The following is a 16,390-nucleotide window of genomic DNA, read 5'->3' as shown; positions in this document are numbered from 1 at the left end:
ATCATTGCTCGCTTGATCGATTACTATTTCTCAAGTTATTTTCTAGGGTAGTGACAGCATAGATCAAGCCGGTTATGGCTGAGAATAAAGTGACTGACATTAAGGGCAAAAGCCTCTGCTACGATTACAATCAGTAGCAGAGGACTATTTGATACATATAAAGATATCTACAGAACCGCTTTGGTCGCGCCAGCCGCCCGTTCGATCAATAAATCCACAGGAGCATCAGGACTTAATGTACCAAAAGCTAGCCCATGCTCATTCCCAATCCTAGAACGACAAAATGCCTGCGCGATCTCCATATGTTCAGTCTGTAGTAGTATCGAAGCTTGTAGCATCAATGCTAGGCGCTCAATCACATGGCGGCTGGTATCCATATGGGCACGCTCGGATGGTGGAGCGTACTGGCTAATGTGCTGTTTTGCCTAGCAGTAATCGCTATTTGTGTCAGTGGCTATATCATGTGGTGGCAGCGTCGCCCTCGTCATGCGAGTGATAGCGCGGGATTAAACCCACCAGCTCGCGGCTTGAATGTTTCCGTCTGGTGGCTGCTTGCTATTCCATTATTAGTTGTGGCTATCATATTCCCGACTGCTATCATCACGATTGTGGCTATCGCGCTATTAGACTTCTTGGTGATTTCTCGAGTTGGGTTTTTGCAGAAATGGTTAAAATAAGCGAACGGTAAGATATCGTTGTTCTCGATATAGCAAAGGAGCGTCTTGTAGTAAGGCGCTCCTTTTTTTGCTTAAAAATTGCTCAGATTAACTGCTACTTAGCTTAAAATTGATCAAACGTTTTATGGGATTGAAATAGCCCGGTTCATGCTAGTAGTTAAAGCATTGCTTACTTAAGCATAGCAATGGCATCTTTACTGGCGCGCTGTCGCTCTTCAGCATTTAGCTCAATGAGACGGCCTTCTTTCATCAGTAATAATCGATCAGCATGCTCAAAATAACCGTCATCATGACTAATAATAAATAGTGTCTTACCCATGGCTTTTAGCTCAGGGATGAGTGTCTGGTAAAATACGCGGCGAAAAGCAGGGTCTTGATCGGCTGCCCACTCATCGAGCAGTAATATGTCCTTTTGTTCAGCGACGGCGATTAGCATGGCCAAGCGTTTTCTCTGACCTTGTGACAACTTATCTGTAGAGAGCTTATGGTCAGACACACTCACTTTTTCTTGTAGGTTGAGCTTATGCAGCCAGTCAGATACTAGGGCCGCATCAGGTTTATTACCCTGATATCCAATCAACTGCTTAAATAAATGTTGGTCGCTAAAAATCGCAGAAAATAGCTGTCTAAAATCGGCATTGTTCTCTGAATTAACGCTTTGTCCATCGACTTGTACCGTTCCTGTAGTAGGAGTAAAGATACCAGTAATGATTTTGGCAAGGGTGGATTTACCGCTACCATTCGCACCGATTAAGAAAACCACGTCACCTCGGCGCAAGGTTAGATTGACTGACTTTAAGATATTATTGGAAGGGTTCAGATTGTTATCACTGTTATCACTGTTATCACTGTTATCACTGTTATCACTATTTTGAGCATTATCATTAACCGCTGTGTCTGATGCATTACTACTATGACTATTACTGCCTATATAGCGATAATTGATATTATTCAAAGTTATGGATTGCCAGTTCTGGGCAACAGTACCTGTCGCAAAGCTTGGCTGATGCTCGGCCAACTCTAAAGACTGTATCTTTTCTAGCGCAACTTGAGCGGTCTGAAATGTTGGATAAGCACCAACCGCATGTAGGAGCGGCGATTGCATAAACAAAATCGTCAAAGAAAAGGTAGTAGCAACTCCCATCGGTATATCGAGATAATTGGCCACTGCAAACACGATACCAATCGATGCGAACATCATAATATTGGACCAGTTCACCGCTGATAAATGAAAAGTATCAGATTTGGTTACGGTCTTCTCGTACGATTTAGCATGAGCCAAGAAATCATCTGTATACAGTTTTTCTGCTCGGTGTTGGTTAAGAGCCAGCTCTTTACGACCTTCTATTATCGATTGATAATCCTGATATAACGCGTCATTAACCTCTCTCAATTCGGTCAAATGTGTGTAGACATGCTTGACTAAAATGGTACTTATCCAAATCGTCATCACAATCCAAAACATGACAATAAACAATAATGGCAACGACAACCAGCCCAGATATAGCCCAACGCCAATAGATAGAATAATACCTTGTACCAGCTCTGGCATGCGGACAAAAGCGACGGTAATTGATTGAATGTCTGAAGACAAGCTGGCAAGTAAGCGTGCGCTACCCAAATGGTCTATCTGAGGAACGGTAGTATCGATGATTTGTTTGACCAGTTTGGTTCTAAGCTCATAGACAAATCTATGTCCCAATCGCGTCAAAGCATATTGCGATAAAAAAGTCGTCACTAGCAGTAATAGTACGAGCAGTGAAAACTGCCCCAAGCTGAGCCAAGATAAAGTATCAAATACTGGCTGACTAATAAAGGTGTGATTGATATAGGCAATAATACCCACACTGACAGCGGCATTGACCAGATTTAGCAGAATGACTTTAAGAAACGGCAGACGATAATTCACCCAAATCATATGATATAAAGAAGCGGTCGTACGAGAGGACGCTGTGGCATGAGAAGACATAGTAACTCAATAATAAAATAAATTTTTGATAGTAGAAAAGGGAGTAGGCCTCGCCTAATCCCTTTTCTGGAACCTAATAAAGCATACTAACAAAGCTTAAAAATCGAACGTTGCCGATACTTTTAAGGCTGTTGGTTCACCTGCATTTAAATAGCCATAGCCTGGTAATCCACCTACAGATTGCCAGTAGTCTTCACCTGTGACATTAGTCACCATACCTTTTAGAGTAACGTCTTGCCCTGCTAGCATAGTGCGATAGCGAGCACCCAAATCTAGGGTAGTATAGCCATCAACTTTTAAGGTATTGGCAGCATCGGCATAACGCGCACCTGTATGGATGATATCGCCCGTTAAAGTTAATCCTTCAACGGCGGCCAAATCATACTCTAGGTTGACGTTACTCTGTAAGGTAGGAAGGCCAATGACGCTGTTGCCATCTAATGCACTATCGCCAGTGTCTTTTTGCTTAGCACTTAAATAGGTAACACCAGCATTGAGACGCATGTTTTCGCTTGGACTACCAAAGACAGTCAGTTCAGCACCTTGATGACGGTTCTCGCCAGTTGCGGTAAAGGTATTATTGTCATCGATATAAGCTCGTGGCTCATCAGTATGGAATATGGCAAAACTGCTACCGATCACGCCATTGTCGTATTTCACACCCAGCTCAGCTTGTTTGCTTACATAGGGATCTAGGTTTTGTCCTGCATTGGTTATTGCATTGCCAGAATTATCAACCAATGGTGCAGCGGCACCTTTGGCAAGATTTTCAATATAGTTGCCATATACAGACCAGTCCATCGTTGGCTGATAAACGATACCGACGCTTGGTGTCCATGCGCTTTTATCATAGCTAGCTGTTTTGGCTTGGGTATTATAGTCATAGCTGGTTGTTTTGATATTTTGATGACGTACGCCTACCGTAGTTTTTAGCTTATCGTTGAACAGTGAGAACGTGTCTGCAAGCGCAAAACTCTGTAATTGAGTTTTACTCGTTCGCTTAGGATCATCAAAACGTCCGCCAAAGAAAGCGGTATCTGACCAAGCATTGTCATAATTTGTCGGACGGTACAAATTGGTCGCGAGTTGGTTACCAAAGTCAAAAGCGTAAGCGCCTTTTTCCTCTTGATCATAAAGATCGGCGGCTAGTACCCAGTTGTGATCAATCTTACCTGTTTGCCATTGACCACGCAGACCAAGCTCAGCACTTTGTACTTTATCTTCTCGAACATTATCAAAGCGGTAGGTTGAGCCAGTGCCATCTGCGTCAGATACTGTAAGGTTGGCTAGCGAGTTGTCCTCATCACCATGTCTGATACCGTAGGCACCATAACCAGTAATGTTGTCATTAAAATCATATTCTCCGCGAATCGTACCAAAGACATCCTCTTCGTTCGAATAACTCCAAGGCTGCGCCCAGTTTTTTGAGCCGTCTGGTGCTTTTGGTACATGAGAGACGCCAGCAAGCGTCACACTAGGTCGAGTCTCTGACAGCTTATTGTCTTGCCAGCCCAAATCGGCTGATAAACGATATTGATCCCCTCTATAGTCCAAACCAAGTGCAGCCAAACCCAAGGTCGATGACTCATCGTCGATAGCGCTGTCACCATCTTGATAAGCAGCATTAAAACGAACGCCAATAGCATCATCGCTACCAAAGCGATCACTGACATCGATTGCGACCTTACCTTGGTCGCCTTGACCATAGCCAACCGTTAGCTGACGTAGCGGCTCATTATCCGCTCGTTTGGGTAATAGGTTAATTGTACCGCCTGCGTTACCACCACTCGGTGCTGCGCCATTTAACATCGCTGAGGCACCGCGCTGTACTTCGACGCGCTCGAACAATTCAGTTGCGATATATTGTCTAGGTAGTATGCCGTATAGACCATTGAACATCGTGTCGTCTGAGGTGGTCACAAACCCACGCATAAAATACGCTTCTTGAAAATTACCGAAACCTCTAGCCACACGCACAATAGGATCTTTTTTGAGTAGGTCGCCCACACTATGTGCTTGTTGATTGGTGATATATTCATTGGTATATGAGGTGGTAGAGAACGGCGTGTCCATGATGTCTTGATTGCCCAAGAGTCCGACGCGGCTGCCTGTCGCCACCTGTCCACCTTCATACGCGCTAGGTAACCCATCTGCTGACGCATCAGCACTACTGGTCACGACGATAGTATCAAGTACCACATTAGGAGTGGTTTGAGCATATACATCATCTACTAGCGCCCATGCCGAGTGACTTGTGGTTAATACGATGACAGAAGTAGATAGACAGGTTGAGCATAGTGTCTTTAAAGAGAGTGATTTCGTCGATACCAATCGCGAGGGTATAGATGCTAATCGTAGAGAAGAACCAGATACATTCGAAAGATTAAATAACGCAGCAGATAAGCGAGATAGTTGCATGAATATTTCCAGCATGTAAGTTAAATGCTTATTATAATGATAATCATTTCTATTACAATGAATTGCTGAATCAATTTTAAATATACTTTTTTTGAGTAAAGTACCGCTGTCGCTTGATAAGGTGCCAATAGCATCATCTATAAATATGACAGTGCTGCTACATTTGGGCGTAGGGTGGGCTCTTTAGGATCAGTAAAAAAGAAGTATAAAGCAGAGGATGGGTTTACCTATTATAGGTAGTTTGTGTGGACAATTTATTCATTTGAGCCAGTTCATGTATCAATGTATGCTATTGTTTTATCATGGGCGTGGAGTATGCTGGTATCGCCCACCAAAGGGGCAGTCAAACGGAATTGACTGATTTATATAATTGAAATGGATTTTTAAGGTGGCGCTTATGTACGCAGTAATTGGAGCAGGTCCAATGGGGCTCGCTGCAGCCCGAAATTTGCAAAAACTCAATATTCCTTTTGTCGGCTTTGAGCTACACACAGATGTAGGGGGACTATGGGATATCGACAATCCGCATAGCACCATGTATGAAAGTGCCCATTTGATTTCGTCCAAGCGTATGACGGAGTTCAAAGAGTTTCCTATGAGTGACTCAGTCGCGGCGTATCCTCATCATACCCAGCTCCGTCAATACTTCCGCGACTTTTCAGATACGTTCAATCTAAAATCACACTATGAATTCTCCACGCGCGTGGTCAGCACGGTGCCTGAAGGGGACGGCTGGCGCTTAGTTAGCGAGTGCAATGGTCAAAAGCAATCGCGACTGTTTGATGGTGTGCTCATGGCAAATGGTACTTTGCATACCCCCAATATGCCAAGTTTGCCAGGTACGTTTGCAGGCACGTTGATGCACTCCTCTGAATATCGTAGCCCGTCAGTGTTTAAAGACAAACATGTGTTGATCGTTGGCTGTGGTAACTCGGGCGCTGATATCGCTGTTGATGCGGTACATTATGCCAAGTCGGTAGATATCAGTCTGCGCCGCGGCTACTACTTTCTTCCCAAATTTATCAAGGGTCAACCGATTGACACACTAGGCGGAAAACTAAAGTTACCGCGTCCAGTCAAGCAGCGCATGGATGCAGCGATGATTCGTATGATCATTGGTAAACCTTCTGATTATGGACTGCCAAACCCAAACTATCGCATGTATGAATCACACCCTGTGGTCAACTCATTAGTGCTGCATCATTTGGGTCACGGCGATATTAAGGCGCGCCGTGATATTCGCCGCATCGATGGGCATACGGTGAGCTTTAGTGATGGTGAAAGTCAGGATTATGATTTGATTCTTATGGCCACAGGATACCTGCTTGATTATCCATTCATTGAGCGCGCTCAGCTTAATTGGCCTGCTAATCAAGATGCTCCGCAGCTTTATATGAATGTCTTTCATCCTGAGCATGATAATTTATTCATGATGGGTATGGTGGAGGCAGCAGGGTTGGGCTGGGAGGGTCGAAATCAACAAGCACGGCTTGTCGCATTATATATTCAGCAGCGTCAGCAAAATACAGCAGCCGTTAAACAGTTCAATAAAGTGAAACGTAAGCGAGCTGGCAAGACACTTGATGGTGGTTATGATTATATTAAGCTTGCACGTATGGCATATTACGTGAACAAAGATGAATACTTAGAGACGCTGTCCAAGCATATCGCTGAGCTCGAAACAGAACAGCCTGTATTGGCATCAGAGGTATGATAGCGGCAGTGGCGTTTGAGCCACGGAGCTTGATTCTACTCAATCTCATCTTGGCGCTGATGATGTTTGGCGTGTCATTGAGTTTACGTCTCGAAGATTTTAAGCGTGTCGTTTTGTCTCCCATTGCGCCGATAGCGGGTCTGTTTGCTCAATTCTTTCTATTGCCCCTAGCCACGTGTCTGTTTACGTGGGCGTTGAATGTCGATCCCGAGTTGGCGCTAGGAATGATTTTGGTAGCGTCTTGCCCAGGTGGTAGTTTTTCCAACATTATGACTTGGCTGGCACGCGGTAATGTCGCGGTGTCAGTCAGTATGACTGCAGTATCAAGTCTCGCTGCTGCTATATTAACACCAGTCAATTTTGCTTTTTATGGTTGGCTTAACCCACACACGCGTGAGTATCTGACAAAGATAACGATTGAGCCTAGTAGTATTCTGATACTGGTTCTATTAGTGTTAGCGTTACCTTTAGTGCTAGGGATGGTAACGGGGCGACGCTTGCCAGATCTGGTCGTACGTATCCAAAAACCGCTACGTATTTTCTCCCTACTCGTGCTGATGGCTTTTGTGGCGATTGCTTTTTCTAGCAATTTCGCGCTATTTTTAGAGCGTTTTCATAGCTTTTTTTGGCTGGTCGTTGGCCATAATTTATTGGCGCTTTCGTTAGGTTATGGCATGGGGCTGATGCTCAAGTTGCCAGTCGCGGATCGGCGTGCGGTGACTTTAGAAGTAGGAATACAAAACTCAGGGCTAGGATTGGTTATTTTATTTACTTTTTTCCCAGAGGCAGGTGGCATGATGCTGATCACGGCGTTCTGGGGTGTATGGCATTTGGTGTCAGGACTGACACTTTCACAAATTTGGGCACGGATACCCTATGAATAAAAGCGCAATAAATAAAAGCATAGTGAATAAACGTATATTAATCACTGGTGCTGCAGGTTACATCGGCCATCAGTTGGGCAATCGTCTGGCTGCTCATTATCATGTAGTAGGCACAGATATTCGCAAGCGCGATGACCTAGACTTTCCAATTCACGTATTAGATGTGCGTGATGAGAGTTTGGCAGCGCTACTAAAAGAAGAGGATATCACCCATGTCGTGCATCTCGCATCTATCTTACAAGCATCAAAAGATTGTGCTCGTGACTATGATATCGATGTCAATGGCACGCGCAACGTACTCGATTGCTGCATCAAAGCAAATATTGCACATATAACGCTCACCAGTTCGGGTGCTGCCTACGGCTATCATGCTGACAATCCTGAATGGATTGATGAGCAAGATGCACTACGCGGTAATCCTGAGTTTGCCTACTCGGATCACAAAAGACAAGTCGAGGAAATGCTTGCAGAATTCCGCGAGCAGCATCCACAATTACAGCAGCTGATTTTTCGACCTGGCACAGTACTAGGCGCTGATACGCGCAATCAAATTGCCAGTCTGTTTATGGCACCGCGCGTGCTTGCGCTCAAAGGTAGTGAGTCGCCTTTTGTGTTTATTTGGGATCAAGACGTGATCGGCGCTATGGAAATGGGGATTCGCGAGGATAAATCTGGTATCTATAACATGGCAGGCGATGGCGCACTGACGATGAGGGATATCGCAAACCGACTTAATAAGCCACTGTTGACCCTGCCAGTGGGTTTGGTTAAAGCTGGCTTACAAGTGGCAAAGTGGGGTGGTAAGCCAACAGGGCCAGAGCAGGTTAATTTTTTGCGTTATCGCCCAGTACTGAGTAACAGGCGACTCAAAGAAGAGTTTGGTTACTCTTTGGCAAAAACGTCTGCCGAAACCTTTGAGTACTTCATCGAATGTAATGGATTGCGTAAACCTTGATAGGGAGATAATCATCGATGCCATCAATGTCATCAATAAATGTTACTTTAATCACTGGTGCTGCATCAGGACTTGGTTGGGCGATGGCACGGCACTGGTATGACGCTGGGCATCACTTAGTACTGGCTGATATAGATGAGCAAGCGCTGACTGCACGCGCTCGTGAGTTAGAAGATTCTGCTAGAGTCATAACAGTCGTCACTGATATCACTCAAATCGATGATATTGCTGTCCTTATTGAGCAAGTTAGCGAACGCTTTGGCCGTCTTGATCTATTGGTGAATAATGCTGGGATTACCCATCGATCACCAGCGTATCAGACTGATCCTGCGGTGTTCCGCAAAGTAATGGCGGTAGATTGGCAGGGGGCAGTGGAGCTGACTATGGCTGCGCTACCGATGCTACGAGAATCTAAAGGTCAAATTATCTGTATCGGCTCAATGGCTGGCTGGATGCCAGTTCCTGGACGGGCAGCATATTGTGCGGCAAAAGGTGCGCTGACACAGTTCTTTGAAGTACTGCGCTTGGAGCTAGAATCTGAGGGTATACATATCCTTATGGTCTATCCCAGCTTTCTTGATACACCTATCGAGAACCACGCGCTCGACCGTGATGGCAGTATCGCAAAGCATCCACGCTCAATGATCGGTAATATGCGTAGTGCTGAATGGATGGCCGAACGGATCGATCAAGGTTTGCAGCGGCGCAAACGTTGGATATTGCCAGACCCACTCTCGCGCTTTGGTAGTTTACTGTGGCGTATCGCGCCAGCTTTGTACTTGCGTCAGGTGAGTAGACGCTTTAAAGGCGAGCTACGATAATCTTTACCATGTCGATCGACTAGACACCTTGTTATGACAATATCTTACATGTGCCTATATTATCGGTCTACAGATATTAGACGATTGAATAAACACAATTTAAATTCTAATCGAATAAAATTTAACACGTATTTAGGCACTGTATTTTCACAGTATTTTTACCTGCGCTCTATTATTAGTTTAGACCGAAAATACCAACAGTGAGTACCTAAGTAATTAAGTAGAGCCTTCTCTCGCTTGATATTCAGCGAAAGACAACAGGAGGGCTAGCTACTATTCTTGAGATGGATACAGTGATCGAAACTATAATTTTGGGGATCGTATTTAGGATTTCAGCATTGACCGTATTTTATTTTCTAAGAACAAACCTGAAAAACAATAAAAGCATCATTCATAGTCTTATTTCCAGCTCCTAAACGTATTTATCTCTCATTTATTGAGGAATTGTCGTGTGCGCGACAAACTTCTAAGCGCTGTTATGAAATTATAGTCTGTAAGCAAGGAATGTCGTCAACGACAAACCTTAACTTATCATTAAATGAATTAATCAGGGATGAATGATGAATAGTAATCAAAATGCTTATGGTACCGATAAGCTTGATCCAAAAATCAGATCGCGTTTTGTTGATAACAATAACGGCTTGAATGTTCATATTTTAGAAGCAGGGTTTGAAGAAACAGAGTCTGAGAAAGGAAGCCGACCAGTTGTGCTGCTTTTGCATGGTCATCCAGAGCTGGCCTATAGCTGGCGCAAGCAGCTGGTGCCTTTTGCTGACCAAGGCTTTCACGTAATTGCGCCTGACTTACGCGGTAGTGGCAGAACGACAGGGTGGGAAACAGGTTTCGACTGTAATCTTGACCAGTTTAGTTTATACAATAACGTGCAAGACATGATTGGGCTGGTATATGCATTAGGCTATAAATCAGTCGCAGCCGTTGCAGGCCATGACTTTGGTTCTCCTGCGGCAGCTTTATGTAGTTTTATCCGTCCTGATATTTTCAAGTCTCTAATCATCATGAGTACACCTTGGTCAGGCACGCCACAATTTCCATTTAATTCAGCCAATCTACCAAAAGATGCCACAAACTATGATCCAACCTTGACCAAAAGTATGGAAGAGCAGCTAGGCTCTTTAGTACCACCCCGCAAACACTATCAGATGTATTTTGCCTCGCCTCATGCTAACGATGAAATTATGAATGCACCTCAGGGAATTCATGATTTTATGCGAGCATACAATCATGCCAAGAGTGGCGATTGGCAAGAGAACAATCCGCACAATCTACAAGCTAAAACGCTTGAAGAGTTTTCTAAAATTCCAAAATACTATGTGATGGATCTGGATAAAAGCATGCCTGAGCAAGTCATGGAGTTTATGCCAACCCAAGCGCAAATAGATGCCTGTGAATGGTTACCCGATAATGAGCTAAAAGTATTCTCTGACGAATTCACCCGCACGCAATTCCAAGGCACTATGAATTCTTATCGCTGTGCCACCAATCCAAAATATTTCCATGCGATAAAAACCTTCAGTGGTAAATCTATCGATGTGCCCGTGGTATTTATAGCAGGCGAAAAAGACTGGGGGCCGTATCAAAGCTATGGCAACTTTGAAGCGATGAAGGCGAGTATCGCGCAGCTAGAGATTCACTTTGTCAAAGGCGCAGGACACTGGGTGCAACAAGAGCAGCCTGAAGCAGTGAATGACATCATGATTGAATTTCTCAAAGATAAAAAATAACAGCGCAAATACTTGGCATTGCAGTTCATTATTTGAATCTGCAATGCTCACTACGTGGCTGATTTTGAATATGGCTGGCTTTAAAGGTAGCAGGCTTTAGAAGTAGCTTTGGAGAAAAACAATGAGTAAATATGATGTCGTGGCTATTACGACCAATGATTATAAAAAACAGGCCAAACAACGCTTGCCTAATTTTTTGTTCGATTACATAGAGGGCGGCGCAAATGCTGAGCAAACATTGCAAGCGAATACAGCAGACTTTAAAAGATATACGCTAAGACAGCGAGTCATGCGAGACGTGTCAGCCGTTGATACCTCAACGACTCTTTTTGGAGAGTCTCTGTCTATGCCGTTGGCACTAGCACCTGTCGGCATGGCTGGACTGTTTGCAAGGCGCGGAGAAGTGCAAGCGGCGAGGGCGGCAGAAAAGAATGGCATACCGTTTACGCTGTCTACCGTAGCGATATGTTCGTCTGAAGAAGTGCAAAGTGCGACCAACCAGCCTTTTTGGTTTCAGCTATATATGCTGCGTGATAGGGCACTTGTGCTAGATATGTTGCATCGTGCTGCTGCATCAGGGTGTAAAACGCTGGTATTCACGGTTGATTTGGCGCTACCTGGTATGCGATTAAGAGACTATCGAAATGGCATGTTAGGTGGCTCTAATAAAGGAAAAGTCTCTTATCTAACACAGTTATTCATGCGGCCAGGATGGTTGCTCGATATTGGCATTTTGGGAAAGCCACATAGTTTAGGCAACCTGAAACACAAGGTTGAGAGTGCAAGTGACCTTGATCGATACAAAGCGTTTGTAGAAAGCCAGTTTGACCCGAGCGCCACATGGAAAGATATTGCATGGCTTCGTAATAATTGGAGTGGCAATATTGTCATTAAAGGCATCATGGATGCAGATGATGCGAAAGCAGCGGTCGACGCAGGTGCAGATGGCATTGTTGTCTCCAACCATGGCGGCCGTCAGCTAGATGGTGTCTCGTCTACCATTGATAAATTGCCGAGCATAGCGAACAGCGTCGGGCAGCAAACCAAAGTTTTATTGGATGGTGGCATACACAATGGTGTCGATGTCGTGAAGGCCATAGCACTTGGGGCAGACAGTGTCTTGATAGGGCGCTCTTGGGTATATGCCATGGCAGCTCAAGGAGAGGCTGGTGTGAACAAGCTGTTGGCTCTTTATCAACAGGAGATAGCTGCGACGATGGGATTGATGGGGGTAAGCCGTATCGAAGAGCTCAATAGCGATGTCATCGAGCGATTCAATCAATCGCTTAGTAATCCGCTCAGTTAAATACCCTCTATTTGGAGAAGCCACATGACTTGCATGACGACTAAGACTAAGACCATGACACATGGCATATATCCCGTTGTTCATACGCCATTACATGAAGATGAAAGCATTGATTTTGACGGTTTAAACGCGTGTTTAGAGTATTACAATCAAACAGATTTACCGGGCGTTACTTTGCTTGGAAGCGGTGGAGAGTTGCCTTATTTTTCAGACAGTGAGCAATATGACATTATTAAGGCAGCTTTTAATTATCTAGATGGTAGCAAGATGATTATTGCTGGTGTCCACGCATATAGCAGTACGCAGGCGATAGAAAAAATAGCCTCATATAGCGCTTACGTTGACTACATATTGCTATTGGTTCCTGATTATTATCAAAGCACTTTTGAAGATTATCTGCAAACACTAGAATGCATTGCGCAACACTCTGCAAGACCTATCTTGTTTTATTATTTCCCGCAAATCACTCAAAAGTCATTTACATCAGATCAGTTGATTGCCATTCTTTCAATTGACAATATTATTGGTATCAAAGACAGCTCTGTACATATTCCAACGGCCAAACGCATCTTGTCTAATGTACCTGACGCACTATATTTTAGCGGGCTTAGCTTGTTATTAGAGCCTTTGATAAAGCTAGGCGCAGCAGGTGCGATTTGTCCTATTGCCTCGGTACTGCCACAGCAAGCACATGAGTATTTTTGTGCCATTAAAAACAGCGATAAAAATCTCACAAAATATAGAGCACCATTAAAGCGTATGTTGCCAATTGTGAATACATTAAATATATCGGAAAAAACCCAGTATCTGGCGTTAAGTCTGCTTAGTGCTAGCCCCGTCAAGTTAATAAAAAATGTGACCAGCTCTCACGCTAAAATCAAAGAAGTTTTGAGATCTAAGGGTTTGCCTATTCAAAGAACAGTTAGAGCGCCTTTACCCAGTCTGTCTGATACAGAAGCTAAAAAAATTGCGCTAATTATGGATAATTTAGCATCGCTTTGATCGACTGTTTAACTAGCATCGTGATAGGCTTTTGAGAGATTTTCCATATTGTTAATAACGATTTTTCCGTATTGAATACAGATAAGCTTGTCCCTCTCCATCTGTTTGAGCTCTTTACTGACGCTCTGCCGAGAGACACCTACCATCCTTGCCAAATCTGCGTGTGAAATAGTAATTTCTAACTCATTATTTTGCGCCATTTTTGAGCTTTGATTGACCACTATCCTATATATGCACCGTGCTAACCTTTGATGTAAAGGGAGCGTCAGATTGTCAGTATTTATCTCAAAGGCCACCCGCATTCGGTGAGAGAACATGATTAGGAGCTGAGTATTTATCTCAGGGTGCTTATGGTTAAGCCGAAAAAAATGCCTCTTGCTCAATACATTAACGACAGAATCACCTACTGAATAGGTATTGGTCGCTCTAGGCAACTCATCTATCAGTCCCTGCTCACCAAAAGTCTCTCCTGACAACAGCGTACCGATGACAACTTCTGTGCCATCTTGGCTATATATATTGCATTTTATTTTACCCGATACTACTTGGTAAAGCTCGTTCGATGCTTCTTGTATACGAAACAAGGCTTCTCCGTCAGATAGCGTTCGCTGAGTCATCGCTGAACGAATGTCCTCTTGAATATCTGCATGGAGTTTTTCAAACCAGTTATAAAATATTAACGTATTCAGAAGAACGCCCTCATGTGAGTTGAGACTATTAATTTAACATGTTTTGATTCAGACATTTCTATTCGTTTATACGAGAGAAGGTGGCGCTGATTTTTATGCAAAAGAGAGATTTGCTTTGGTCTGTCTAGTAGTTACTCTAGGTAGTAGTCGTTTCAAGTAACAGCAATTCTAAGTAACGGTTATTTTAGGTATCAACCAAAAAAATAGAAACTCCTAAGAGTTTCTATTTTAATAAGATAAAGCAGATTTTATGATGATGCTTTTGTTATATCTTGATCCACAGTCTTAACGTTTGAATTGAGAGCATTATAAGTCTCTATCCTGTCTGCTTCTTTGTTTAAGCTCTTATATAGAGTGATACACATGATAAAGAGGAAAATTGAAATCGGGAAGCCAGCAATAATAGAGGCTGTTTGCATAGCCTTTAGCCCGCCAGCATAGAGTAACCCACCAGCAATAATAGCGATTAACACCCCCCAAACAACCCGCATTTTTTTAGGGGAGGTCTGCGCACCTTCTGCATCTAGAAAGCATAAAACATAAGTACCACTATCAGCGGAAGTAATTAGGAACGTGGCAAGTAATATACAAGCTAGAATGCTCAATACCTGTCCGATTGTGTCGCCACCCACACTATCAAACATAGTAAACAAAGCAAAGGTGGTGTCTAGCTGGACAGCTTCAACGATAGGTCCACCAATAAAAGCTTCTTGAGTAGGTAGGCCTGATTCAACCAATGCTGCCGCTTGCGTTTCATAAACGTGGCGAGCATCTTGCTCAACTTTTAGGGCAGAGCCACCTACGACTGACATCCAGATTGCTGTGATTAAAGTTGGCACGAGTAGTACGCCACCAATTAATTCACGAATAGTACGTCCCTTGGAGATACGGGCGACAAACATCCCAACGAATGGTGCCCAAGTCATCCACCACGGCCAATAGTAAGCCGTCCACCAGTTCTGCCAGCCTGAGTCTTTTTGTGCGTCACTCCATAAACTCATGCCTATGATATTTTGAGTGTAGTTTCCAGTGGTTTCGAGCAGTGTATGTAGGATATAGCGAGTTGGGCCGATGACAAGCAGAATGACAATTAAAGAGAGTGCTAATAGCATGTTTAGGTTAGATAAGTACTTCATTCCTTTGTTGACGCCTGTTACTGCAGAATAAGTCGCAATCGTACATAGCACACCCAATAGAAGAAGTTGATTAGATAGACTGTTGTCGATACCAAACACTTGGCTTAGGCCTGTGTTGATTTGGAGCGCACTCATACCAAGAGACTGAGCAATTCCGAACGCTGTAATGACAATAGTGAAGATGTCAATCACATGTCCAATAGGTCCGTAAATACGGTCTCCAATGACTGGATAAAGTATGGAGCGTAAACTAAAAGGCAATCCCTTTCGATAGCTAAAATAAGCCAATGCTAGAGCCGTGATACAGAATATTGCCCATGGATGTAACCCCCAGTGAAAGAAGGTAAGCTGCATGGCCATACTTGCAGACTCATCGCTCAAATTAGCAGCGAAAGGATTACTCATATAGTGATAGATAGGTTCGGCTGCAGACCAAAAAACTAGGCCAACCCCCATACCACCAGAAAACAGCATGGATATCCAGCTGATAAAGCTGAACTCTGGCTCCTCATCGTCTTTACCTAAGCGTATATGCCCAAGACGGCTGAACATCACGAAAAAAAGAAAGCCAACAACACTAGTCATTAGAAAAATATAAAACCACTTAAAATTTTGCAACAGCATAGTTGAAAAGCTTTCAAATACCACACCTGCCTGTTCTGCTTGGAGCGCACAGAACAATACGAAAGCAATAACCAATACTTTTGAGACAACCGTTATGGTTGGATTTAGTCCTTTAAAAATGCCTGATGTAGCTAGCATGATCACTCCTTGAATACGTTACAACAGCCAGATTTCCATAGCCAGCTGCCTGTTTGGGTCATTCAGAGTAGTGCTATGTGCCAGTACCTTTCAACCTATTTATTATCATAAATGCATGAGTTTTATTAATAGAAAACAATTGTAGATATTAGATACAGAGCCTTTCCATAAAATACATGACAAAAACTCATGAATATCTAGCATAAAAGTCGTTTGTCAAACCCCGCAATGTCTAGCAGAATCTTCATCAAGCAGTACACATTACTCATGAATGGCTACAGCCAACGCAAGGAAGTATGCGTCATTTTATTACAT

The 16,390-nt window shown here is 43.6% G+C and carries 13 protein-coding genes and 1 pseudogene; 8 read left to right on the top strand and 6 right to left on the bottom strand.

Annotated features, from left to right (window positions below; translation table 11 throughout):
* Positions 1 to 167 precede the first annotated feature (167 nt).
* Positions 168 to 377, bottom strand: a complete 210-nt coding sequence (locus IP510_RS09245; RefSeq protein ID WP_194364488.1) for a hypothetical protein — start codon at positions 375 to 377, stop codon at positions 168 to 170.
* Here IP510_RS09245 and IP510_RS09240 point away from each other — a divergent pair.
* Positions 360 to 677, top strand: a complete 318-nt coding sequence (locus IP510_RS09240; protein ID WP_265087581.1) for a PepSY domain-containing protein — start codon at positions 360 to 362, stop codon at positions 675 to 677. The two genes, IP510_RS09245 and IP510_RS09240, sit on opposite strands and share 18 nt — an antisense overlap.
* A 169-nt stretch (positions 678 to 846) precedes the next feature.
* Here the strand turns inward: IP510_RS09240 and IP510_RS13975 are convergent, their stop codons facing one another.
* The 3 genes and pseudogenes from IP510_RS13975 to IP510_RS09230 all read right to left on the bottom strand — a co-directional run bounded on the left by IP510_RS13975 (position 847) and on the right by IP510_RS09230 (position 5,064).
* A complete protein-coding gene (locus tag IP510_RS13975; RefSeq protein ID WP_413786476.1) occupies positions 847 to 1,782 on the bottom strand; it encodes an ATP-binding cassette domain-containing protein in 936 nt (311 codons plus the stop codon).
* 66 nt (positions 1,783 to 1,848) lie between these two features.
* Positions 1,849 to 2,595, bottom strand: a pseudogene (locus IP510_RS13970) (ABC transporter transmembrane domain-containing protein); the annotation flags it as partial.
* Between the two features lie 147 nt (positions 2,596 to 2,742).
* On the bottom strand, positions 2,743 to 5,064 hold the full coding sequence (locus IP510_RS09230; protein WP_194364486.1) for a TonB-dependent receptor: 2,322 nt from the start codon (positions 5,062 to 5,064) through the stop codon (positions 2,743 to 2,745).
* Between the two features lie 397 nt (positions 5,065 to 5,461).
* Here IP510_RS09230 and IP510_RS09225 point away from each other — a divergent pair, with 397 nt between their 5' ends.
* The 7 genes from IP510_RS09225 (at position 5,462) to IP510_RS09195 (ending at position 13,488) form a co-directional block, all read left to right on the top strand.
* On the top strand, positions 5,462 to 6,778 hold the full coding sequence (locus tag IP510_RS09225; RefSeq protein ID WP_194364485.1) for a flavin-containing monooxygenase: 1,317 nt from the start codon (positions 5,462 to 5,464) through the stop codon (positions 6,776 to 6,778).
* Positions 6,775 to 7,662: a bile acid:sodium symporter family protein gene (locus IP510_RS09220; protein WP_194364484.1), complete on the top strand. Its 888-nt coding sequence runs from the start codon at positions 6,775 to 6,777 to the stop codon at positions 7,660 to 7,662. The genes IP510_RS09225 and IP510_RS09220 overlap by 4 nt, the downstream gene beginning before the upstream one ends.
* Positions 7,655 to 8,617 carry an SDR family oxidoreductase gene (locus IP510_RS09215; protein ID WP_194364483.1) on the top strand — a complete coding sequence of 321 codons (963 nt, stop codon included), beginning with the start codon at positions 7,655 to 7,657 and terminating at the stop codon, positions 8,615 to 8,617. Before IP510_RS09220 ends, IP510_RS09215 begins: the two co-directional genes overlap by 8 nt.
* A 26-nt stretch (positions 8,618 to 8,643) precedes the next feature.
* Positions 8,644 to 9,438, top strand: a complete 795-nt coding sequence (locus IP510_RS09210; protein WP_227669614.1) for an SDR family oxidoreductase — start codon at positions 8,644 to 8,646, stop codon at positions 9,436 to 9,438.
* 560 nt (positions 9,439 to 9,998) lie between these two features.
* Positions 9,999 to 11,180 carry an alpha/beta fold hydrolase gene (locus IP510_RS09205; protein ID WP_194364482.1) on the top strand — a complete coding sequence of 394 codons (1,182 nt, stop codon included), beginning with the start codon at positions 9,999 to 10,001 and terminating at the stop codon, positions 11,178 to 11,180.
* 121 nt (positions 11,181 to 11,301) lie between these two features.
* A complete protein-coding gene (locus IP510_RS09200; RefSeq protein WP_194364481.1) occupies positions 11,302 to 12,486 on the top strand; it encodes an L-lactate dehydrogenase in 1,185 nt (394 codons plus the stop codon).
* 24 nt (positions 12,487 to 12,510) lie between these two features.
* The gene (locus IP510_RS09195) at positions 12,511 to 13,488 is read left to right on the top strand and encodes a dihydrodipicolinate synthase family protein (protein WP_194364480.1); all 978 of its coding nucleotides are present in this window, start codon (positions 12,511 to 12,513) and stop codon (positions 13,486 to 13,488) included.
* 8 nt (positions 13,489 to 13,496) lie between these two features.
* On the opposite strand, the gene IP510_RS09190 is transcribed toward IP510_RS09195, so the two are convergent.
* Both IP510_RS09190 and IP510_RS09185 read right to left on the bottom strand, forming a co-directional pair.
* Positions 13,497 to 14,105, bottom strand: a complete 609-nt coding sequence (locus IP510_RS09190) for a Crp/Fnr family transcriptional regulator (RefSeq protein ID WP_194364479.1) — start codon at positions 14,103 to 14,105, stop codon at positions 13,497 to 13,499.
* A gap of 320 nt (positions 14,106 to 14,425) precedes the next feature.
* Positions 14,426 to 16,075: a BCCT family transporter gene (locus tag IP510_RS09185; protein WP_194364478.1), complete on the bottom strand. Its 1,650-nt coding sequence runs from the start codon at positions 16,073 to 16,075 to the stop codon at positions 14,426 to 14,428.
* Positions 16,076 to 16,390: the final 315 nt, after the last annotated feature.

It is taken from the genome of Psychrobacter sp. NG254 (genome assembly GCF_015277735.1).
Classification (GTDB): domain Bacteria; phylum Pseudomonadota; class Gammaproteobacteria; order Pseudomonadales; family Moraxellaceae; genus Psychrobacter.
This window is presented reverse-complemented; position numbering and strand designations above follow the sequence as displayed.

Coding starts and splice junctions, on each gene's coding strand:
- IP510_RS13975 (WP_413786476.1), bottom strand. CDS start 1,782: ATGCAATCGCCGCTCCTACATGCGGTTGGTGCTTATCCAACATTTCAG.
- IP510_RS09210 (WP_227669614.1), top strand. CDS start 8,644: ATGTCATCAATAAATGTTACTTTAATCACTGGTGCTGCATCAGGACTT.
- IP510_RS09205 (WP_194364482.1), top strand. CDS start 9,999: ATGAATAGTAATCAAAATGCTTATGGTACCGATAAGCTTGATCCAAAA.
- IP510_RS09200 (WP_194364481.1), top strand. CDS start 11,302: ATGAGTAAATATGATGTCGTGGCTATTACGACCAATGATTATAAAAAA.
- IP510_RS09230 (WP_194364486.1), bottom strand. CDS start 5,064: ATGCAACTATCTCGCTTATCTGCTGCGTTATTTAATCTTTCGAATGTA.
- IP510_RS09195 (WP_194364480.1), top strand. CDS start 12,511: ATGACTTGCATGACGACTAAGACTAAGACCATGACACATGGCATATAT.
- IP510_RS09220 (WP_194364484.1), top strand. CDS start 6,775: ATGATAGCGGCAGTGGCGTTTGAGCCACGGAGCTTGATTCTACTCAAT.
- IP510_RS09245 (WP_194364488.1), bottom strand. CDS start 377: ATGGATACCAGCCGCCATGTGATTGAGCGCCTAGCATTGATGCTACAA.
- IP510_RS09240 (WP_265087581.1), top strand. CDS start 360: ATGGCGGCTGGTATCCATATGGGCACGCTCGGATGGTGGAGCGTACTG.
- IP510_RS09185 (WP_194364478.1), bottom strand. CDS start 16,075: ATGCTAGCTACATCAGGCATTTTTAAAGGACTAAATCCAACCATAACG.
- IP510_RS09225 (WP_194364485.1), top strand. CDS start 5,462: ATGTACGCAGTAATTGGAGCAGGTCCAATGGGGCTCGCTGCAGCCCGA.
- IP510_RS09190 (WP_194364479.1), bottom strand. CDS start 14,105: ATGACTCAGCGAACGCTATCTGACGGAGAAGCCTTGTTTCGTATACAA.
- IP510_RS09215 (WP_194364483.1), top strand. CDS start 7,655: ATGAATAAAAGCGCAATAAATAAAAGCATAGTGAATAAACGTATATTA.